This window comes from Photobacterium lutimaris, from assembly GCF_003025555.1.
In the GTDB taxonomy this organism is placed as follows: Bacteria; Pseudomonadota; Gammaproteobacteria; order Enterobacterales; family Vibrionaceae; genus Photobacterium; species Photobacterium lutimaris.
The window spans coordinates 582467-603675 of the sequence record NZ_PYMH01000002.1 but is presented as its reverse complement, the minus strand read 5'-3'; the positions used below and the strand labels follow the sequence as shown (position 1 = coordinate 603675).

Below are 21209 nucleotides of genomic sequence, written 5' to 3'. Positions count from 1 at the left end.
TACAAGTAATGTAGCAGTTTGGTTCTGGTGTCTCAGGCTGGCGGGATGATTTGCTTGGCAATGATTTCTGCCAGTTGCTTTAAGCCTCGTTGCCAGGTGTCGTTTTTGCGGAAATTGGCAAAGCTCAAGCGCAGGCAGTGGGCGTAGCGCCTGTTGGTGCTGAACATGCTACCGGGCAGTACGCTGATCCCTCGTTTTAACGCTTCTTGATAAATGGCTTGGCTGTCTGTTTTCTCGGGTAAAGCGAGCCAACACAAGAAGCCCCCGTTTGGCTGAGTAAGCTGATACTGGCCCTGCAACTGCGGGTATTGATCCAAAGCTTGAATGAACTGCTCAGAAAACATCGTCTGCTTTTTGGCATAACTCCGGCGGATTTTTCCAAGATGCTGACGGTATTTACCTCCTTCAAGGAATTGGGCAACAGCAGAGTGGATCAGGTTGGGGCTACCCATGTTGTCCGTCAGTAATCGTTTTTCAATCACAGGTTGGTATTTGCCGGCAATGACCCAGCCGATACGAAGCCGGGAATCCAGTGTTTTCGATAAAGAGTTGCAATAAATCACCCGGTTTTCTTGGTCAAGGGTTTTCAGCGGTAGAGGACGTTGCTGGTAGGCCAACCCGCCAAAGACATCATCTTCGATGATCGGGATCCTGCGGGTCATCGCCAGAAAGCGAAGCCGATCGGCCGTCGACATCACATACCCAGTCGGATTGTTGAAGCTGGGGTTGATCAAGATAGCTTTGACGGGCCATTCATTGAGGGCCCGCTCAAGGGCATCAAGATGGATCCCCGTTATTGGGCTGGCAGGAATTTCGATCACTCTCAGGCCAAGAGATTCCAACAACATCAAATTACCAAAGTAACTGGCAGATTCGACCAAAACAATATCACCAGCAGAGGTGATAGCTTGCAGGCTCAGGCTGATTGCTTGTTGGGCACCGTGGGTAACCAGCAATGATTGTTTGGAGGTGGTAATACCCAGCTCTCGGTTTATTCCTACTAATTGCTGTAATAGCAAATCGTTGCCGGGGGGGAGTTGGTAGTGACTGGGAATATGGCTTTGATAGCGACTATGACGGCCAATCTCAGCATACAAACTATTGATAGCAGGGAAGTCTGTATCAGGATGAGCTGAGCCCATCGGTAGTACCTCACGGGATATTGGTAGCCCCATAATTTTCTTGCTCAAGGCCATTAAATCGACAAAACCGGGCTCTGGTACTGGCTCGATGTTGATTGAAGCCATCGCGGGTGTATTGACTCGGTAGCCAGAACGAGCCAGGGCGGTGATTTTCTGGTTGGCCTCCAGCTGCTGGTAGGCACGGATCACCGTATTTTTGCTCACTGACAGCTGTTGACTCAGCCCACGAATAGACGGCAAGCGCTCTCCGGGTTGAAAACTTTGTTTATCAATGCGCTCTGCAATCCATCGATATACATAGTGGTATTTTGTTTTTAACTGGCTGTGGCTGTCATCCATTTATCTGTACCCTAAAAAACACACAAATCTGTCCCTACCAAGTTTTTTGTACCCCTATAAAGTAAAAGCTATTGAGGGAAAAAGAAAGTGAGAGGGCTATGATGACGCGTTTTATCCCATTTTTGTTTGTTGTGCTTTGGAGTTCCGGCTTTATTGGCGCAAGGTTGGGTTTACCCTATGCCGAGCCGGCGACATTCTTGCTGTTGAGGATGGTGGCGAATATCGCCGTGTTCTTGTTGCTGGTTGTTATTCTTCGTTCCCGAATCCCCACCGGGAAGGCGATGGCCCACTGTATGGTCGCAGGGTTACTGATCCACGGCTTTTATCTGGGGGGGACCTATATCGCCATTGGTCTAGGTATGCCAGCAGGGTTGTGTTCGCTGTTGGTCGGGTTACAGCCGATAGTGACCGCCGTGGTGATGTTTGGTTGTGCTGGCGAGCGGATGCGGGCATCACAGTGGATTGGACTTGTCATTGGTTTTATCGGGATTAACCTTGTCTTACAAGGCAATATGGCTTGGCACCAGGACGGTAGCCGTGAGGCTGCATATCTCTTCACATTCTTGGCATTGGTGGGGATCACCTTTGGTACCTTATACCAGAAAAAATTCTGCCAGGGGATCGATATGGTGGGAAGCGCGGTGTGGCAATACAGTGCGGCGGCGTTACTGTTCTTACCGGTGGCATTGACTACCGAGACAATGGTAGTTAACTGGACCCCGACATTTGTATTCGCCTTGAGTTGGTTGGTACTGGTGTTGTCGGTCGTTGCAATTCTGTTGCTGCTGTATATGGTCAAGCATGGTGAGTCATCCAACGTTGCCTCGACTTTTTACTTGGTGCCACCAATGACCGCTTTCCAAGCTTGGCTGATTTTTGGTGAAAGCTTTGATGAATTGGGTGCTGTCGGGTTTATTTTGGCCGCCGTTGCTGTGTTCCTTGTTACCCGAAAACCGAAATTAATAAAGTCGGATGCATATTCAACGTCTGCCAAATCGGCGTCCTAATGTGAAGGAGGTACCGTACGCCTCCCTATCCCCATATAGTTAAGAAAATTCAGTTATATGTATATGTGAGCGAGCAGAAGATTGAGCTTATGCGCGGTGTGGAATAAATTTCTCTCGTTCAGCCTGCATCAATTGAACATTGTTTAATTGGTTGCCATTATAATGTCAATGTTCAGGTTTGAGGTTGCATGATGATGAATAGTGTAATGAAGACAGGTTTGTTAGGTATGGCTCTAGGCTTCTCGTTACTTGTTGTCAGTCTGGAACAAGATGGACCGCAAGCCGGTGAAGGAAGCCAAAGTTATGCTGCTCAGAGTCAGTCTCAAAACCCGTCAGTGCAAATCCAGCAAGATTACATAGCTGAACTGTACAGGGCACGTGAAAAGCTTCAGTCGTTAGGCGAAGAAAATTCAGAGCTGTTCTTGTCGATCGAAAATGCTATTGCTCTCAATGAAGAACTGTTTGATGACGCAGGTTATTGGCGGGCTCATTATCTGAGCCCTTCTTCGTAAAACAACGCGTTATGTACTTGCTGGTGACAATAAATAAGGTGAAAAGATCTCCCTGACATTGACCCTTGCTTTAAGTCGAGCTGCCAGAAGATACAGCCCACCTAATTTACGGTGGAAGAATATCGCATCAGCGGGTGGGGTGTGCCAGTAATTTTCCTTCATGCTCAGCGCGGTACCTGCATCACGAATTCTTCGGGCTAAGTCAGTTTGGCCAAAATCAAATTCACCATCCGTCATAATTGGCTCACAGGCTTCCAGGCAAAGCTCAATTACGGCGTCCTGTTGTGAAGGGGTGATTGGCTGGCTGAAAAAGCCGATTTGTCGTAGCGCATCATTCATAGACGTTTTGTTGTGATAGAGAGCAGCGCTGAGCAGTTGCTGATAACCATCGGCCACGTGGGCGGGGTAGGCGCGTGTCGCACCAAAATCTAACAATACCAATTGTTGGGTCTGTGCATTAAACAGAAAGTTAGCGAAATTGGGGTCGGTTTGTACGAGCTTGAACTCAAACATTTCTTTGAACAATAATTCAAAGGCAAGCTCCATGACGAGGTCACGCACATGCTGTGGCTGATCCGTCAGTGTTTCTACCGGTAAGCCATCGACAAATTGCATGGCAAGGATGTTCTCTGTGGTCAACTCGTCAAAGACATCGGGAATGAGATAGCGAGAGTCTGGCGCGAGGTGTTGCTGGTATTGCTTGAGCAAAGAGGCTTCGAGTAGATAATCGGCTTCAGCATGAAGCTGCTTTTTTGCCTCTTCTAACAAATCTTGATAATCGACATCCTTGGGTAAGAGACCTGATACCCGTAATAATGTCGCGACATTGTCGACATCACTATCAATGCTTTCTTTTATACCGGGATACTGGATTTTCAGCGCTATCTTTTTGCCATCGAGGTTGGTGGCTGAATGCACCTGGCCAATTGAGGCCGCTGCAACGGGATAGAAAGAGAAGGTTTGGAATCTGTCTTGCCAATCGAGCTCCCACTCTTCTTGCAGCACTGCGTTGAGTTGGCTGATAGGCATGGCTTTGGCTTCTGCCCGTAACCGGGCAAGTAGCTCACTGAGCTCGGGAGGAAGTAGGTCCCCAGCATCCATAGAAAGAAGCTGCCCCACCTTCATTGCTGCACCCCGAAGTTGAGCTAACTGCTCAGCAACCCGCTTGGCATTGCTTGGGGTAAGTAATAACTCACTGGCTTTGGGACGGTTTCCCTGGGCGAGTTGCTTGACCCCTTCGGTGACCATGCTGCCAGCTACGCGCGTTGCCAACGAGCCGAGTTGTCCCAAACGAGAGAGACGTCCTTTGGGGACCTTTGCGTATTCTCTTGCAGTTCTTTGTTTATCCTTGTTGATAATTGTCTCCGATTTCATATCGAACTACTCGTAAAATCTAGTTATTAAGTTTACGTGTAGCTTTAGCAGTTAGTTCATAAAAAGATTATCGAGAACAACGAGGAAGTAACGAACATGATGATGTTAGCAAGAGGGGAAAGTGCCGTATTCTTAGGTAATGCAACGGAAATGAAAAAACGCCAGTAACGCTAACTGAAAGCTTGCTGGCCTATGAGTCTTGGCTATCGAGTATTTACGCTAAAACCTAGAAAATGCCAAGCCACGTAATGTCATGGCATTTGTCGAGGTAAGCGCGAAAGGTGCAGCAAGCCTCACACTACTTTTTAAAATCAAGAGAATTGAATGCTTTTGCACGCTTTTCAGGCAATTTAAAATAATCAGGAGCTTTAGCGTAGACAACCTCTCGACTGCTATGTCGAAAAAGCTCAACGGCTGTCGAAGTTAATGTTATAACCTTATCCGCTTCCATGCCTAATAAAGACATAATTTCTGCAGGAAAGCTTGGGCGAAGAACCGATGCATGAGGAAAGTGCACAGTATAGTCCGTTTGATCCGCTGGATGAGGTTTGATAATCAATTTTGACTCATCTATGTCTAAGTTTTTAAGTAGAGTCTTATAGCCATCAACCTTACTTTGCTCAGAATAACCCGAAATCACTTCATTTAAAGGTTGCGTGAAGAGTACACTGTACCTGCTGTCGAAGCATTCAAACTCATTGGCATCAACATCAAACAATTCAAGTATCTGGGCACGCTGCTCTTCAGTTTTTTCTGCCCACAAAGCAGTTAGATCAAGAACTTCGATCTTCTCTTTGAACTCTGCTTTAACTTCAATGTCTTGGCTGAGATAAAACTTTTCAATTTTAGAAATCTTCGTGGCTTCTTTGAGAACGAGTCGACTAAGAAAGCGACTTAACACGCTGTTCTTCTTTGGACCTTTAGCAAGTTCCACATGAGTTGTTCCCACGCCGTCATCAATTTGAACTCGGTCTATGTTTATCAAAGGGTTGTTTATTTCACGTGCATTGCCAACACAAATATCATAGCTTCGAAAAATCTGCTTTTGCTCAATTTTTCTCTTAAAGTACTGAACAGGCGCTTTGTTCAACTTAGGAATAATTCTAGGCAAATAATGGTAGGAGCACTCTAACACGTTTACAGTGTTTGCCATTCGCTTCACGCAGTTCAACGTAAATCGATTCCCCCAAAAGATATAATCACTATTTTGCCAGTCATCATCCAGAAGCACATAAATGAACAAACTGAAATAGGTATTTTCGAAAACGATTTTTTTCTTGGTTGGTAAAAAAGACATAAAAATTAACCCATCAACCCCAGATATTGCTTAGCCACCACTTCTGATGCCACTTTGCTTTCAATGTCACAATCAGTCAAGTCTATCGTTCTTGACAACAATAGATCGGCTTTTTGGGCAAGTTTTTCTGGGTCACGTCTCGGAACCAAATACTCAGCCAAACTATCCAATAATATTTCCTTTGGACCATGCGGACAATCAGTGCTCACAACGGGAGTACCGCATATCAGAGACTCAATTAAAACAGTTGGTAGCCCCTCAAAATCGGAGCTCAATAACATCCCTTTAGCCGCTCTAATCCACGGGTAGGGGTTATACTGAAATTCTGGGATAATCAAGCGGTCTTCAACGCCATATTTTCTCGCCAGTTTTCTTGCTTGCTTGGGTTTATGACATAACAAAACAATAGGGAGATTGTTTTCCATCTTTGATAAAGATGCGAATAGGATGTCATGTCTCTTTTGTTGTACAAAACGCCCAATATGAATCCAATAATCACCGGTAGGAATCTCTGGATTAGACTCTAGTGACTTAGATACAATATCCTTAATGTCAAAAGGGTTGTATATAGTGGTGAGCGATGCGGGTTTAATTCTTCCCTTAGTTCTAATCTCTTCTTCAATACCTTTTGAGACAGTGACTAAATGCTTCCCGTTAAGTGCTTGTTTTGACCTTATTTTTTTTACATACTTTAACGGTCCCAACATTGCGTGCCTTTTCAGCTCTTCTTCCACTGATGCGTGCAAGACAAAAAATAAAGGCTTAACTGCTGTTTTTGCCATCAATAAATTTGTTTTGTCTAAATTAGACAAAAATAGGTCAAATTGACCGACTTCAGACTCGACTTTCGCAATCTTTGCACTAAGTTCATCAGCTATCTTATCGAGGTTGAATAATCTGTTAAGTCTTTTGTCATCATTCTTAAAGAAGAAATGGGCATTGATTCCGTTAGGTAAATTGTAAATATTTTCCTCTGACATCACAAGAAAATGTGGCTCATGACCAAGTGTCAATAACTCGTTGGCCAGTGATAGCATCACCTTCGGCGCTCCGCCTTTAGATAACCGATCAATCGCGATAGCTACTTTCATACTTTTACTATATCCAAACTAAACACACCATATTCAAAGTTGATCACTAACAAAAAGCGCAGCAATACATATGATATCACCTCTAACTTTAAATTTTAGTGGGTTTTGGGGCTGTTTATCTTTAATGGTTGATTTTTGTTCAAATTGGGACCTTTAGTTAAAGCGTTTAATCGCGTCAAGAGGTGTACCGCTTAGTGATTATCAATAAAACGCTTTTTGCCGTCCCTTCAGGTAGCGCTTGTAATCCTTTTACAGCGTTATTGGTATATCAGGTGAATGACTAAGTTTCAAACCCTCTGACTTGTATAAAAACCTAAAATAGCTGCAAAAACCAACTCGAAAGATCAACAGATCCTAGTTACCAAGCAGTTCCAAATTATTCCATTTAAGCTGTTTGGTATTCAAAATTAACAGTCCCATCCTATGTGACCATGCTCATTTGGGCGCTATATCAGATGGTGAACATTACGATTTATGTAAGTACCAAGTCACCATGTCAATCAACTCAATTTGTTATTAATCTTATCAATTGTAGCCTTAATGAAGACTTACCTATAACGACAATTGTTTCGTATTTGAGATGACTTTGAAGCACTAAAGAAGCTTTAGTTTCTAATTGCTTTAGAGCATCGACCATCGAAGGAACTTTGTGCGCTGGGATTATGTGTAACTCATCAGAGAGGGTACCAGAACAGTTGCTCGGCTTGGTAGCGGTTGGCAAAGCCAAGCGCCAAGACAACAACAATGGTGAACAAGACCGCAAAGTCGGCCTTGGCCATCGGTTTTAGGCTGTACCAGCTACGGCGTTTGTGTTGGCCAAATCCGCGCAAGGTCATGGCATTGGAGATCACCTCTGCTCGGTCTAGGCTCGAGAAAATCAACGGTCCGAGGATTTTTGCCACGTTCTTGATGCGGGTTAATACCGGCGCATTTTTTGAGATATCAACCCCACGCGCTTGCTGGGCATGCATGATATTGATGAAGTCTTTGGTCACTTCAGGCAAATAGCGCAGTGTCAGGCTTACGGCATAGGCAATACGGTATGGCACGCCCAGTTTGTTTAGGCTAGCTGAAAACTCAGTTGGGTGAGTTGTGAATACAAACAGCAGAGCGACAGGAAACATACTGAAGTATTTCAGTGTCACGGTTACCAAGTAAAACAACGTTTCCTGAGTCAGCGAGTAGTTCCCCGGTAATGCCAACAGCACGGTTTGGCTACCCATGTACTCCTTACCCTGTTGCGGGGCGATCAGGAACATGAATAGGGCATTAAGTAGCAATACCGTTACTGTTCCTGTCATCAAGGTTTTATAGCTAGCAAAGGGAACCCGTGAAAGGTGTAGCAAACCAAAGCCAACTAGGATCATCGCAACAATGATACGGATGTCGAATGTCATCAATACCATGGTGACCCAAGCCATAAACAAAATGAACTTGGTGATCCCGTTTAGCGCATGCAGGGGAGAGCCGGTATTGATATAGCTAATACCGAATTTAATCTTATTGGTTTTCATTAGTGTGAGCCTGCCTCATGGTTAATGAAGCAACGGATAAAGTGATCAATACGTTCGATACCCAAGCGTGCGGCAAGCGTATACAAACTGGTGACGGTCAGGTTAGCCTGCTCGAGCAATGTCGGCTGGCTGAACACTTCGTTAACGCTAGAGTCGGCCAACAACTTGCTGTCAGCAATGACAATGGCACGTTGGGTATACTCCAGAACCAAATGCATATCGTGGGAGATGATCAAAATGGTGATCCCCAGCTTTTGGTTGAGTTCTTTGATAAAGCTCATCATCACTGTGTAGTGATGGTAATCCTGTCCGGCTGTTGGCTCATCAAGGATCAGCAGTTTAGGCTCCAGTACCAAAATTGTGGCAATCGTCACGCGCTTTTTCTGGCCGTAGCTTAATGCGTCAATCGGCCAATGGCGGTAGCGCGCCAATCCGCACAGCGTTAAGGCTTCCAATACCTTGGTTTCGACTTCGTTTTCAGGTAGGCCACGGTTACGTAAACCTGAGGCCACTTCATCGAAAATCATGTGGTGGGAAATCATATGGTTCGGGTTTTGCAGAACAATACCGATATCTTGGCTACGTTCGAAAATCGATCGAGTTGCCAAGTCGATGCCTTCAAAACTAATGTTACCGACATCCGGTTCCAATACGCCCATGATTAAACGGGTAATGGTTGACTTGCCCGAACCGTTCTTCCCTAAAATAGAGACAAATTCGCCTTGATGAATGGTAAAGCTAACATCGTCCAGTGTTTGGCGCTCGCCATCATAGGAATAGCTGAGATTGTTTACTTCAAGCAAAGGGGCTGCGTGTGCTTTTTCCGTGACCGTGTCACCTTGACTAAACCAGTTGAGTACTTGCGGCTTGAAGCGGGCAATATCGATAGTCGATAAATAGGCTGGCTTGTCTGATTGGCGTACTTCGCAACCGGCCGCTTTCAACGCTGATAAATAAAGGGGCTCGCGGATCCCGTGCTGAGCCAATAGCGGGCTGGCTAGCAGCTCATCAGGTGTCAGGTTGGCAACGATTTCACCGCGTTCCATCAGGATAATACGGTCTGCGTGACAGTGAAGCACATCTTCGAGGCGGTGTTCGATGATCACCACGGTTTTACCGGTTTCGCGGTGAAGGCGATCGATGATCTCAATGGTAGATTTGCCCGTTTTCGGATCCAAGCTTGCGAGGGGTTCGTCAAACAGCAGGATATCGACATCATCGACCATAACACCGGCCAGTGATACCCGTTGCTTTTGGCCACCGCTGAGATCGAACGGGGACATCTGGAGGATTTCGTCCAGTGCCATCATCGCGGCAGTTTCTTCGACTACTTGGCGCATCACGCCTGGTGCAATCATTTGGTTTTCCAAGGCAAATGCGATGTCTTCGCCTACGCTCAGGCCGACAAACTGTCCATCGGTGTCTTGCAGTACCGTTCCCACCATGCCTGTGCATTGGTGCAGATCCATTGTCTGGGTTTCCTTGCCGTTAATCTTAAGGCTGCCAGTCATATCACCCTTTACAGAAAAAGGGATCAGGCCATTCAAACACTGTCCCAAGGTCGATTTTCCGCTCCCGCTTGGACCGACGATGACAACCTTTTCACCTTGTTCGATAGTCAGGTTGATGTTTTTCAGGGTTGGCTTTTGCAGCGCCCAGTATTGGAATGAGAAGTCAGTAAACTGAATGGACATAGCTTATTCGGCCTCGATCAGGTTGTAGCTTTGTTGCTTGCGTTTTGCGACAGCGGAAAGGATGAAGTGGCCGACAATGGCGATCAGTACGGTGTTACCCGCAGCAATGATGGTGAGTTGCGCCAGGACCTTAGTAAACGGTTCGGCATATAAAACCGCATCGAGGAAGGCTGAACAACCATAGCCAACCACATTGCCGATAAAGGCAAGGAGTACGAACAGGCTGAAGTCAAGCTTGGAGAATAGCCCTTTTTCAATACGCTCTTTGGTCAGTTTTGGATACAGGCCAATAACAAGGCCAACAATTCCTGAACCGAGTACCCAAGTGACCCATACGCCCCAACCGGCGAAAAGGTCGGTAACCCAGTGTCCGATGAATCCAACAAGAAATCCAACGAGAGGACCGAATAGCACACCAAATAAGGCAAGTACTGCCATGGCGGGTTTGAGAGTGGTATTTGCAAAGACAGGAATACCGAACATAGGTAAACCACCAATACCATATAAGGCTGCACCGATTGCGATGAGCACAACTGTCTTGGCAGAGAGATTCATGACATAACCTTTTAAAGCTCTTGGGTATTTGCTTGGACATTGCCGGCCACAAAGCTGCTTGCCAACTCCAAAAGAATGCCCACAAATTAGATGTGGTTAAACGCTGCAAATATCCATATTTAAGCAAGAGCAATTATGCCGGCAGGCATAAGGACGCGACATAATACATGAACATCAAACAGAAGGGAAACCTCTACATCTAGACGTCTAACTCTTAGACAGATGTCAGTTTGCTTGCTGTTGCGTTGAACATTGTCTGGCGTTGAGACGTAGTTAAAAGTCATTGCCTGATCACTCAGGTGCTTTTGGGGATAAATTTTTTTTGCTAGCCGAAAAGTCTGGGGGATACGGTAAGTAATTGCTTTTTTTTAGCTTTGGCGTCGAAAGCTATCACAGACACCACTTATGGATGATTGATTCAACGTATTGTTTGTCACAATAATAGTACAGTTTGGAGCTATCTTTTTGAGATAAATCTAACTAATTGGATATCATGAATATTTCACTTTATTTTTTCCTAAATTTAGTAAATACTGCTGTCCAAGCTATTTTATTTTGAAGCTTGTAAAATTGACAAGGCACTGTTTTGTCAAGCCTTAACTTACTGTGAAAATATGCGCTGTCACGCAGAAACTGCATGAGTTCAGATGGGAAGTTAAGGTAGAATTGGGTAATATCAGTAACAGCTATCCCGCCAATCCGGCTGGGTGCAGAGCCAAATCATATTGGAGATACAGCTTGATTAATGTATTCCTTGTAGATGATCACGAACTGGTTCGCACAGGGATCCGACGTCTGCTTGAAGATGTCCGTGGTATAAAAGTGGTAGGGGAAGCCGACAGTGGTGAAGAAGCCGTAAAATGGTGCCGCAATTCACATGCGGATATCATACTTATGGATATGAATATGCCAGGTATCGGTGGCCTTGAAGCGACACGTAAAATCTTGCGCTTTAGTCCTGATGTCAAAATTATCGTTCTGACGATTCATACAGAAAATCCGTTCCCGACGAAAGTGATGCAGGCTGGTGCAGCAGGTTACCTAACTAAAGGTGCCGGCCCTGACGAAATGATTAATGCAATTCGTATGGTCAACAGCGGTCAACGTTACATTTCACCGGAAATTGCACAACAGATGGCATTGAGCCAGTTTGCGCCAGATTCTGAAAACCCTTTCAAAGATCTTTCTGAACGTGAACTTCAGATCATGATGATGATCACGAAGGGACAGAAAGTCACCGATATTTCAGAGCAACTGAATCTGAGTCCAAAGACCGTAAACAGCTATCGCTACCGTCTGTTTAATAAGCTAGACATCAACGGTGATGTTGAGCTTACTCACCTTGCTATCCGCCATGGAATGTTAGACACAGAGACGTTGTAGTGTCGGAACCGTTTGACGCAAAGAGTTTTCTGAAAACCGTTACTCATCAGCCAGGTGTATACAGGATGTATGATCTGGCCGATGAGGTCATTTATGTCGGTAAGGCAAAAGATCTCAAAAAACGCCTTTCGAGTTACTTCCGCGCCAATGTGGTTGGGGAGAAGACGCGGGCGTTAGTCAAAAATATTGCCAAGGTTGATGTCACCGTTACGCATACCGAAACGGAAGCACTGATCCTTGAGCATAACTACATCAAACTTTACCTGCCCAAGTATAATGTCCTGCTCCGGGACGACAAATCTTACCCTTATATTTTTCTCAGCGCTTCGGCTCATCCTCGCCTGTCGATGCATCGTGGTGCCAAGAAGCGTAAAGGTGAGTATTTCGGCCCGTATCCCGATGGCGGTGCGGTAAGGGAGAGTTTGCATCTATTGCAAAAAATTTTCCCCATCCGTCAATGTGAAGACTCGGTCTATGCCAACCGTAGCCGTCCTTGTTTGATGTATCAGATTGGACGCTGCCTTGGCCCTTGTGTCAAAGGGTTGGTGAGCAATGATGATTACAGCGAGCAGGTTAATTATGTCCGGATGTTCTTGAGGGGTAAAGATCGTCAGGTCATCACCTCGATGGTCGAGAAAATGGAGCAGGCGAGCCAGCAGTTGGCGTTCGAGAAGGCGGCAACCTATCGCGATCAGATCCAGGCACTAAGGCGTGTGCAGGAGCAACAGTTTGTCAGCCATGATAGTGACGACGATCTTGATGTCGTTGGCATTGCCTACGAAAACGGCATGGCCTGCATCCATGCGCTTTATATCCGTCAAGGTAAAATCCTTGGGAGCCGCAGTTATTTCCCCAAAATGCCAGTCGACGCCGAGATCACCGAGGTACTTTCCAGCTTTGTGACCCAATTTTACCTCAACCAGGCTGAGGGAAGGGTGATCCCGAGCGAAATTCTATTGGGAGAGGCACTAGGTGATGAGCAAGCGGTTATCGCTGATACCCTCACCGAGTTGGCTGGGCGCAAGATCGTGATTAAATCGAGTACCCGTGGCAATAAAGCCAAATTCCAACGGTTGGCACAAACTAATGCCAGAACCGCATTGACGAGCAAGCTCAGTCACCGGATGACGGTTCACCAACGTTTCTCCGCTTTGCGTGACGCGCTTCAGCTAAATAGGCTAGAGCGAATGGAGTGTTTTGATATCAGTCATACCATGGGGGAGAAGACGGTTGCTTCCTGTGTAGTGTTCAATCAAGATGGACCTCTGAAGCAAGAGTATCGTCGCTATAACATTTCGGGGATCACTGGTGGTGATGATTATGCGGCGATGGCGCAAGCTTTGGAGCGTAGGTATGGCTCACAAGTCGATCCGGATAGAATTCCTGATATTATTTTTATCGATGGGGGTAGAGGTCAGCTGTCAAGAGCGTATGATGTAGTTAACCCATTGATGATGGAGTGGCCTAAGCGTGCAATGCTCGTGGGTGTTGCCAAAGGGACCACTCGAAAGCCAGGGCTGGAAACTTTGTTGCTGACAACCGGTGAAGAGTTTTCGATGCCGGCGGATTCTCCAGCGTTGCATTTAATTCAACACATCAGGGACGAGAGTCACAATCATGCAATTAGTGGTCACCGTGCCCAACGTGCAAAAGTAAGAAAACGCAGTGCTTTGGAAGACATAGAGGGCATAGGCCCGAAACGTCGGCAAGCATTGCTCAAGTATATGGGTGGCCTACAGGAACTGAAGAAAGCTAGCAGAGAAGAAATCGCAAAGGTGCCGGGCATCAGTCGTGCTATGGCAGAAAAAATTTTTGACGCGCTGAATCATTAGGCCAGCGCGGTACATCTACACAATAAGAACGAAGAATTATGCGTTTAACAATTCCGAACATTCTAAGCTTCATACGGTTAATTTTGATTCCATTTTTCGTGATCACCTTTTACTTACCGTATAGCTGGTCTCCTTTTGCGACTGCATTGATTTTCTTGATTGCCGGCGTAACAGATTGGTTTGACGGTTATCTGGCCCGTAAGCTTAATCAGACAACGCGCTTTGGTGCGTTTATTGACCCGGTTGCCGATAAGGTGATGGTGGCGGCGGCGATGGTACTGGTTGTCGAACACTATAACTCGGTATGGGTGACGATTCCGGCTATTACTATGATTGGCCGTGAGATCATCATCTCTGCACTGCGCGAGTGGATGGCTGAGCTTGGCAAACGCTCAAGTGTGGCTGTTTCTTGGGTTGGCAAGGTGAAAACTGGGGCTCAGATGGTCGCACTCATCGTTCTGCTGTGGCACCCAAACGAGTGGATGATCTGGACGGGTTATATTGCACTGTATGTAGCAATGTTCCTGACCTACTGGTCGATGTACATCTACCTCAAAGCGGCTAAGCATGATTTGCTCAATTCTGAGCATCTCTAAGTAATGTGAAACGACCCTCATTAGAAAAGCGGCTATGAGCCGCTTTTCCATTATCTAGGGAATGATAATTTCAGAACATTGTTGTTCACTATTGTTTGCTGGCCATGAATAACCAGCTTTAGTCAAGCCAGTGATACAAAATTGATAGCGACCTGATGCTGTTCGACTTCGGCGTGAATAGAACAATGCATCGCCTGATTGGTCGGTAATCTTTTCGTTGTCACCATCATTTACGGCACCAGACCACTGGCCTGTAATGAGAACATCTTGCTGTGGCTCTCCTTCACTGTTAGTCACTGTTACCGCCGCTGATGCTTGCGTCGCTTTGCTGTTCAATGTGATCTCGTGATTAGCAATTATTAAGCTGTTCGTCGGCGAGGGAGAGGGGGGCTCAGATGTATCGAAGGTACATCCATTACCTTCGGTAAAGTGAACATTTTTGAATTGGCCTAGAATGGGCATCATAGGATAGGTAAACTCACCAGCCCAGCCAGAAGCCGTGGCGTCAACCGGCCACATGTTCATCATTATCTTGTGGGTACCGTCAGTGACGTTTGGGGTTGGATCATTTGTCGTTCCAATGACGCTGTAAACAAGCTCTTTGTTGATGTACCAGTTTATCCCGGTCTCACTCCAGTCGAAGGCGTAATGATTAAACGACAGTGATGCATCAAAGCCTAAGTCAATAATTGTTTCATGACCATTGATATATTGGTCATCGTTGGTCCAGAAATTGAGTTGGACGACATTCGTGTTATTACCCAAAAACTCAATGTCTATTTCATTGTGCTGCCCATTACCTCCCTGAGTATTGTCAAAGGGCCCCATAAAGGTAAAGAAGGCTGTGACAACCCCACTGACGGCTGCCGGCATCATTTCGACTTCATAACACCCATAGCCGTAGAACGCATTAGTTCGCAGCTCTCCCGATGTGTAGGCATAACCGAGCAGCGGGGAGTCACTAAGTACCACGCCTAATCCATCATTACTAAAATCCAGCGCTGCCGATGACCAAGCATTTAAAAATGGAGAACCGTTGGCCCAGCCATCAGCGGCTTGCCAGTGATTGGTATCGAATGAGGTGAGAGGGTCGCTAAAGCTTGGTGCTGACGCGATTGTCTTGTTGTTACCCTTACCTGCTGGTGGAGCGGATAGGCAGATGCTAGGAATTAAAAACAACAAAGAGGCATATAGGGAAGAATGACGCATTGAATCCTCATTAAACGACTTAAAAGGCATGAGAAATATAGTCGAGGATAGGTGTTTCATTTTTGGTAATTCTCTGAGAAATGAGAATTTCTCATGAGACTTGATGAACATTTGCTCGTTCATTGTTGTTTTTCAACGCAGTTGGTTGAAAATAAACCGAATGAACGGGTTTTCTCATTTTTTCCGTGACACCAAAATTGAGTTGTGTAAAATGGCTGCCATACCAACGGGGATGACCCGAAGGTTAAGGCGCGTTGGCAGAGTGGCTATGCAGCGGATTGCAAATCCGTGGACCTCGGTTCGACTCCGGGACGCGCCTCCATTTGCGACACTAGCTCAGTTGGTAGAGCGCAACCTTGCCAAGGTTGAGGTCACGAGTTCGAACCTCGTGTGTCGCTCCAAATTTAAAGATTGATGTGCTCCAACGAGGAACCTCTTGTACCTAGTCGGCCACGTCTCTCCAAATTAAAATCTTACTGTAAGGCAACAAGCGGTAAGATAAAGATGGTGTTTACTTTACTAAACGGCATTGCAAAGTATTGCGTGCCCTGGTGGTGGAATTGGTAGACACAAGGGATTTAAAATCCCTCGACGTTCGCGTTGTGCCGGTTCAAGTCCGGCCCGGGGCACCATCTCATATTAAGCCCGCAAGCTTAGCTTGCGGGCTTTTTTTGTTATTTCTATATTATCAGTCAACTGAGGCCTGGTGATTAAAACGGCTATTTGACACTCTTTCCTGTTATCAAAATTCATCGCTGTTCTGCTTTCACTATGCTGATCTTGTTGCAATTACTCATATTCGATAGACCGTACTTAGACATTTCCTTTAATCATGGGGAATAATGAACGGATCAACCAAAGTAAAATAAGATCGGGACGGTATTATCATTGAAGGGGGACTTGTTAACGAGAAGGGGTAACGAATAAGACAAAAATTAATGGAAATGGTGAAGGGTAAAAGTGACTTTGAAGAGAAAAAGCCGTCGCACAAAAGGGGTACGACGGTAAAAGAATGTAGAACTCTTGATAAGGCTTAAATCATCAAGATGAGCCTATTATCGCATAAAAACCCCAGCTATCAATAAAAATGATACATTTCTTTTTTTTGATAAGCAAAGTTGTATCCACTGGCTGATTTGTGATCTAATTAACATTTTGATGATGGCTGAATGAGACTGTATTTTCACAATGTGAGATTGGTTGAGTAATTTACATGTATTTTTAATGAAAGTATAATGACCACCGGTGAAGAGAATTTATGCTTCTAATTCTGCTTAGTATATTTCACCGCTGTATTATGTTCCCAACAGTGACGTAGGATTTCTTGAACATGGTAAGGATAGATGCAACTTAATACTTATGAACCTGAGTTTGTAGCTCATCGAATTAAAACACTCAGAGAGTTTCGTGGAAAAACACAAATTCAGGTAGCCAGGTGCATTAATGTGTCTAGAAGAACTTATATTGATATTGAGTCAAATAAGTCAGACATAAAATTATCAACGCTTTATCGGATCTGTAATTGTTTAAAGTGTGAAGTTACAGATATGTTAGGTCTTACTAATACAGATAAGAGAGTGGGCGAGAGAATCATCAATATTTTTGAAAGCAACGGACTCATAGTTGCGGGTAGCTCTGACTGAGCGATTACACTTTTCCCCTTCACCGCTTTATATTGCATATTATTAATTTACAAAATGATTGCAAGTCAACGCTTTGGTGTTAATAAATTGTCATGTTGATTTTTGTTAATTACACATCGGAAATATATTCCGTTAACTTAACTCTTTCTGTTAGGGAGCCCCACGTTCACATCAATACCCAGGTTCACCATAGTAGGTAGGGGGAGAACTCAGGAAAAGAAAGCAGTTGGCGGAGACTGAGCGCGAAAAGTGGTTTCTTAACAGGCCATTAGCCGCTGGCGAAAATCAGAGCTCTGTACCTGATGGGGAGGGGAATAGAATAATATGCCTCATCAGTGAGCCTTGCCGATAGCCAGAAACACAACGGCGCTAGCATGTAAGACTGAAAGTCTTGGTTGATTGCTTATTAATATTCTGTAATGCCTGTGTTTTATGGTTTGTATGGCTGATATTTCGGTGTTTGGTAGTTGGTGATCATAAAGTTAGATTTTGACACATAATTCAATTAAATATTTCTGGCATACACATTTCTGGTGTGTTACTTTTCTGCGCAATCTCAGCAGCACATTTCTGAGGCACATTGTATCAAGCGGTATTCGGGCTGATTGCCACTTGATGCGCCGTAGGTACTAACCTTAGGGTTAGTAGAAGGGCATTAATAGTGCGGTCCTGTAGTCAAAACGCAGGCGCATATTGAAGGAACCCAACAGTGAATACTTTTACTCTTATTACTCTAATCAGCTTTGTCTTACCCAACTGCAGTATTATTACTGAGCCTTGATCATCCTGATCACAATTACTGGTATTTGACTTTCTGATCACATGCAGTCGCTTTTGTCGGCAGGCATTTAGACAAACATTTGTCTAGGTAATCAGTTTGTTTTCGGTTACGCCGAGAGCGCAAGCTATCGGTTGTCTATAGTCAATGCATCTATAGAAGATGCAACTGCACCGAACCTTGATACTTTCTCCAGTTCACACCAATCACATCACCGATTACTAGGTGGTGCTTGTAGTGCTGAACAAAAAACCACTTTTGACATTGATATCAGTGGAGAAGATAGCAAGGGGTGCGGTGTTTCAAATGGAAAAGAACATGAGTAATGTGTTTGACCTTGATGAGCTAAAACTCGCTTCGAATGTACCTGTTGTGCATGATGTTTATGATTTAACGCCTGATGAGTTGCTGCTTAGTCAAGAGCATTATGAATCCGAAGTGCGCTCGTATCCACGTCGTTTGCCATTGGCTATTGCCAAGGCTTCAGGAGCGCTGGTCGAAGACAGTCGTGGCCAACTGTTTCTGGATTGCCTAGCCGGTGCCGGCACATTGGCGATGGGGTATAACCACCCTGAAATAAACCAGGCCATTATTGATCAGTTACATGCTGGCCTGCCATACCAGACGCTGGATATCACGACACCAGTTAAAGATAAATTCATCAAGGAGTTGATGAACTTCCTCCCTGATGAGTTTGCGAAAAATGCCCGTATTCAGTTCTGTGGCCCATCAGGTGCTGATGCCGTAGAAGCGGCAATTAAGCTCGCAAAGCAAACCACGGGTCGTAATACCATGGCAGCCTTCCATGGTGCATATCATGGTATGACCAACGGCACCATGGCGATGATGGGTAACCTCAATACCAAAGCCCGCCGTCAAGGCCTGATGGCTGATGTTCATTTCCTTCCTTTCCCTTACAGCCTACGCTGCCCGTTTGGTATTCACGGTGATGAGGGTGCCAAGCAGACTCTTCGCTACATCGAGCGCATGCTTAATGATGATGAGAGTGGTGTGCAAAAGCCTGCAGCGATTATCGTCGAACCTGTTCAAGGCGAAGGTGGTGTGCTCCCTGCGCCAGCATTCTGGTTGCGTGAGTTGCGCCGCATTACTCATGAGCACGGTATCCTGCTGATCTTTGATGAGATCCAGTGTGGCATTGGCAAGACCGGCTCTAACTTTGCTTTTGAAGAGTCTGGCATTACTCCTGACATCCTGTGTCTATCGAAAGCGGTAGGCGGTGGTCTGCCTATGTCTGTACTTATCTTTGATAAGTCAATCGATACATGGAAGCCAGGTGAGCATACAGGGACCTTCCGTGGTAACCAGTTGGCGATGGCAACAGGGGCGAAAGCGCTTGAAATTATTCGCCGTGATAACCTGGTTGAGCACGCTCAAAAAGCAGGCCAATACCTGCGTGAAGGGTTGGAACGTATTGCCCAATATACTGACTGCATCGCCGAAGTCCGCGGCAAAGGTTTGATGCTAGGCATCGAAATTTGTAAGCCAGATGGTTCCAAGAATAAATTCGGTGAGCCAGAGGCTGATCCTGAGTTGACCATCGCTATTCAGCGCGCTGCACTTGAGCGTGGCTTGATCATCGAAAAAGGTGGCCGACAAGGGTCGGTATTGCGCTTCCTTCCGCCATTGATTATCTCTTATGAGCAGTTGGATTTTGCCATTGATACAATGAGCAAAGCGATACTGGCAACGGCAGGCCCAGCCCAGATTAAAGAGCCCGCTGTTGCTGACGCTGCAGACTGGTATCAGCACTTCATCCATACCGGTAAAGGCGGTGCGGACGAATTCGAAGCGGCACTCAACCAAACCACGCGTGTACTGAAGCATGTTTTTGAGAACACAGAGACTCCGTACTCGGGCATGGATCCGCAGCAGCTGAAAGCTATGATCAACAACATTGATCTTGATAACCAGCAAATGCCACTAGATTTGGTGATTGAGCAGACCGGTGAACTGATTGCCAAGAACTCTATCATGGTTCAGCATCCGCATTGTATTGCTCACTTACACACGCCGCCATTGCTACCAGCGGTTGCCGCTGAAGCGTTCATTGCTGCCTTGAATCAGTCAATGGACTCGTGGGATCAGGCAAGTGCCGCCACCTTCGTAGAGCAGAAAGTGGTTGATTGGCTATGCGAGTTATATCAATTGGGCAACCAAGCAGATGGCGTATTCACCAGTGGTGGTACCCAGTCAAATCTCATGGGCTTGTTGCTGGCACGCGATTGGGCGGCCGATACGATTTCCGGTCACAACATCCAAAAACTAGGCCTACCGGATTATGCAGGTAAGCTTCGTATTTTGTGTTCGAAGAAATCACACTTCACGGTTCAGAAATCAGCATCACTAATGGGGCTGGGTGAAAATGCAGTCGTCACTGTCGATACCAACCCTGACGGTACGATCAAACTGGCTTCCTTGGTCAACACCATTGAAACGTTGAAAAACGAGGGCTTGCTGCCATTTGCGATGGTGGGTACCGCAGGTACTACCGATCACGGTGCGATTGATGATCTGACCGGCATGGCGGATGTGGCCAAGCAGCATAACCTATGGTTACATGTCGATGGCGCTTATGGTGGTGCACTGATCCTGAGCCGTCATAAGACTCGCCTGCACGGTATTGAGAAGGCTGACTCTGTCAGTGTGGATTTCCACAAATTGTTCTTCCAGCCAATCAGCTGCGGTGCGGTACTCATTAAAGACAAAGAGAACTTTAAGTACCTGCTTCACCATGCTGACTACCTGAACCGTGAAGATGATCTGCTACCGAATTTGGTGGATAAGTCGATTGCGACCACTAAGCGTTTCGATGCCTTGAAAGTGCTGATGACTATGCAATGCGTGGGCCCTCAGGCGTTGGGTGCGATGTATGATCACCTTCTGAACCAAACGCAGCTGGTTGCTGATATGGTTAACAAGTCGGCAGAATTTGAGCTGCTGGCTGATCCGGCGCTATCAACCGTGTTGTTCCGTTATATTGGCAACAACGATGAGTCGGCACTCGATGGAATTAACAAACAACTACGCATTGATGCACTTGTTGAAGGCAAGGCGGTACTGGGCGAGACCGTGGTAGAGGGCAACGTTGCCCTGAAATTCACGATCTTGAACCCGTGTTTGACTCTGTCTGACTTTGAATCATTACTAAAAGAAATCAACCAGGTTGCGGCGCAAGCTGAACGCAAACTAGGTTAATAAACAGGTACGGTACAGCGGTCAAAG

The 21209-nt window shown here is 45.8% G+C and carries 15 protein-coding genes and 3 tRNA genes; 10 read left to right on the top strand and 8 right to left on the bottom strand.

The genetic code is table 11. From position 1 onward, the window contains the following. Positions 1-32: 32 nt before the first annotated feature. Complete coding sequence (locus tag C9I99_RS08275) at positions 33-1481, bottom strand: aminotransferase-like domain-containing protein (RefSeq protein ID WP_107348369.1); 1449 nt, start codon at positions 1479-1481, stop codon at positions 33-35. Between the two features lie 98 nt (positions 1482-1579). Here C9I99_RS08275 and C9I99_RS08270 point away from each other — a divergent pair, with 98 nt between their 5' ends. Further along, entirely contained in the window at positions 1580-2488 is a 909-nt protein-coding gene (locus tag C9I99_RS08270) for a DMT family transporter (RefSeq protein WP_107348368.1), read from the top strand. Between the two features lie 206 nt (positions 2489-2694). Beyond that, positions 2695-3000 carry a hypothetical protein gene (locus tag C9I99_RS08265; RefSeq protein WP_133638217.1) on the top strand — a complete coding sequence of 102 codons (306 nt, stop codon included), beginning with the start codon at positions 2695-2697 and terminating at the stop codon, positions 2998-3000. A 9-nt stretch (positions 3001-3009) separates the two neighbouring features. Here the strand turns inward: C9I99_RS08265 and C9I99_RS08260 are convergent, their stop codons facing one another. From C9I99_RS08260 to C9I99_RS08235, 6 genes are all read right to left on the bottom strand, one after another. Then, positions 3010-4374, bottom strand: a complete 1365-nt coding sequence (locus tag C9I99_RS08260) for an ABC1 kinase family protein (RefSeq protein WP_107348366.1) — start codon at positions 4372-4374, stop codon at positions 3010-3012. Between the two features lie 298 nt (positions 4375-4672). Then, the gene (locus C9I99_RS08255) at positions 4673-5671 is read right to left on the bottom strand and encodes a glycosyltransferase family 52 (protein WP_107348365.1); all 999 of its coding nucleotides are present in this window, start codon (positions 5669-5671) and stop codon (positions 4673-4675) included. A 5-nt stretch (positions 5672-5676) separates the two neighbouring features. After that, complete coding sequence (locus tag C9I99_RS08250) at positions 5677-6762, bottom strand: glycosyltransferase (RefSeq protein WP_107348364.1); 1086 nt, start codon at positions 6760-6762, stop codon at positions 5677-5679. A 674-nt stretch (positions 6763-7436) separates the two neighbouring features. Further along, positions 7437-8276: an energy-coupling factor transporter transmembrane component T family protein gene (locus C9I99_RS08245; protein ID WP_107348363.1), complete on the bottom strand. Its 840-nt coding sequence runs from the start codon at positions 8274-8276 to the stop codon at positions 7437-7439. Beyond that, the gene (locus C9I99_RS08240) at positions 8276-9970 is read right to left on the bottom strand and encodes an ABC transporter ATP-binding protein (protein ID WP_107348362.1); all 1695 of its coding nucleotides are present in this window, start codon (positions 9968-9970) and stop codon (positions 8276-8278) included. The genes C9I99_RS08245 and C9I99_RS08240 overlap by 1 nt, the downstream gene beginning before the upstream one ends. A gap of 3 nt (positions 9971-9973) precedes the next feature. After that, a complete protein-coding gene (locus C9I99_RS08235; RefSeq protein ID WP_107348361.1) occupies positions 9974-10525 on the bottom strand; it encodes an ECF-type riboflavin transporter substrate-binding protein in 552 nt (183 codons plus the stop codon). 738 nt (positions 10526-11263) lie between these two features. On the opposite strand from C9I99_RS08235, the gene uvrY reads away from it, so the two are divergent. From uvrY to pgsA, 3 genes are read left to right on the top strand one after another with little or no spacing between them, the layout of a single operon-like run. Beyond that, complete coding sequence (uvrY, locus tag C9I99_RS08230; RefSeq protein ID WP_039468571.1) at positions 11264-11908, top strand: UvrY/SirA/GacA family response regulator transcription factor; 645 nt, start codon at positions 11264-11266, stop codon at positions 11906-11908. After that, positions 11908-13740: an excinuclease ABC subunit UvrC gene (uvrC, locus tag C9I99_RS08225; protein WP_107348360.1), complete on the top strand. Its 1833-nt coding sequence runs from the start codon at positions 11908-11910 to the stop codon at positions 13738-13740. The genes uvrY and uvrC overlap by 1 nt, the downstream gene beginning before the upstream one ends. Positions 13741-13778: 38 nt before the next feature. Then, complete coding sequence (pgsA, locus tag C9I99_RS08220) at positions 13779-14336, top strand: CDP-diacylglycerol--glycerol-3-phosphate 3-phosphatidyltransferase (RefSeq protein ID WP_107348359.1); 558 nt, start codon at positions 13779-13781, stop codon at positions 14334-14336. Positions 14337-14390: 54 nt separating this feature from the next. Here the strand turns inward: pgsA and C9I99_RS08215 are convergent, their stop codons facing one another. Then, the gene (locus C9I99_RS08215; protein WP_166645382.1) at positions 14391-15545 is read right to left on the bottom strand and encodes a family 16 glycosylhydrolase; all 1155 of its coding nucleotides are present in this window, start codon (positions 15543-15545) and stop codon (positions 14391-14393) included. A 248-nt stretch (positions 15546-15793) separates the two neighbouring features. On the opposite strand from C9I99_RS08215, the gene C9I99_RS08210 reads away from it, so the two are divergent. The 5 genes from C9I99_RS08210 (at position 15794) to C9I99_RS08190 (ending at position 21182) form a co-directional block, all read left to right on the top strand. Then, a tRNA-Cys gene (locus C9I99_RS08210) sits at positions 15794-15867 on the top strand. 3 nt (positions 15868-15870) lie between these two features. Next, positions 15871-15946 (top strand) — tRNA-Gly (locus tag C9I99_RS08205). Between the two features lie 144 nt (positions 15947-16090). Beyond that, positions 16091-16177 (top strand) — tRNA-Leu (locus C9I99_RS08200). 711 nt (positions 16178-16888) lie between these two features. Next, on the top strand, positions 16889-17188 hold the full coding sequence (locus tag C9I99_RS27665) for a helix-turn-helix transcriptional regulator (RefSeq protein WP_107348357.1): 300 nt from the start codon (positions 16889-16891) through the stop codon (positions 17186-17188). 1096 nt (positions 17189-18284) lie between these two features. Beyond that, entirely contained in the window at positions 18285-21182 is a 2898-nt protein-coding gene (locus tag C9I99_RS08190; RefSeq protein ID WP_107348356.1) for a pyridoxal phosphate-dependent class III aminotransferase, read from the top strand. Positions 21183-21209 lie beyond the last annotated feature (27 nt).

Coding starts and splice junctions, on each gene's coding strand:
- C9I99_RS08265 (WP_133638217.1), top strand. CDS start 2,695: ATGAAGACAGGTTTGTTAGGTATGGCTCTAGGCTTCTCGTTACTTGTT.
- C9I99_RS08240 (WP_107348362.1), bottom strand. CDS start 9,970: ATGTCCATTCAGTTTACTGACTTCTCATTCCAATACTGGGCGCTGCAA.
- C9I99_RS08270 (WP_107348368.1), top strand. CDS start 1,580: ATGATGACGCGTTTTATCCCATTTTTGTTTGTTGTGCTTTGGAGTTCC.
- C9I99_RS08260 (WP_107348366.1), bottom strand. CDS start 4,374: ATGAAATCGGAGACAATTATCAACAAGGATAAACAAAGAACTGCAAGA.
- C9I99_RS08245 (WP_107348363.1), bottom strand. CDS start 8,276: ATGAAAACCAATAAGATTAAATTCGGTATTAGCTATATCAATACCGGC.
- pgsA (WP_107348359.1), top strand. CDS start 13,779: ATGCGTTTAACAATTCCGAACATTCTAAGCTTCATACGGTTAATTTTG.
- C9I99_RS08235 (WP_107348361.1), bottom strand. CDS start 10,525: ATGAATCTCTCTGCCAAGACAGTTGTGCTCATCGCAATCGGTGCAGCC.
- C9I99_RS27665 (WP_107348357.1), top strand. CDS start 16,889: ATGCAACTTAATACTTATGAACCTGAGTTTGTAGCTCATCGAATTAAA.
- C9I99_RS08250 (WP_107348364.1), bottom strand. CDS start 6,762: ATGAAAGTAGCTATCGCGATTGATCGGTTATCTAAAGGCGGAGCGCCG.
- C9I99_RS08190 (WP_107348356.1), top strand. CDS start 18,285: ATGAGTAATGTGTTTGACCTTGATGAGCTAAAACTCGCTTCGAATGTA.
- C9I99_RS08215 (WP_166645382.1), bottom strand. CDS start 15,545: ATGCGTCATTCTTCCCTATATGCCTCTTTGTTGTTTTTAATTCCTAGC.
- C9I99_RS08255 (WP_107348365.1), bottom strand. CDS start 5,671: ATGTCTTTTTTACCAACCAAGAAAAAAATCGTTTTCGAAAATACCTAT.
- C9I99_RS08275 (WP_107348369.1), bottom strand. CDS start 1,481: ATGGATGACAGCCACAGCCAGTTAAAAACAAAATACCACTATGTATAT.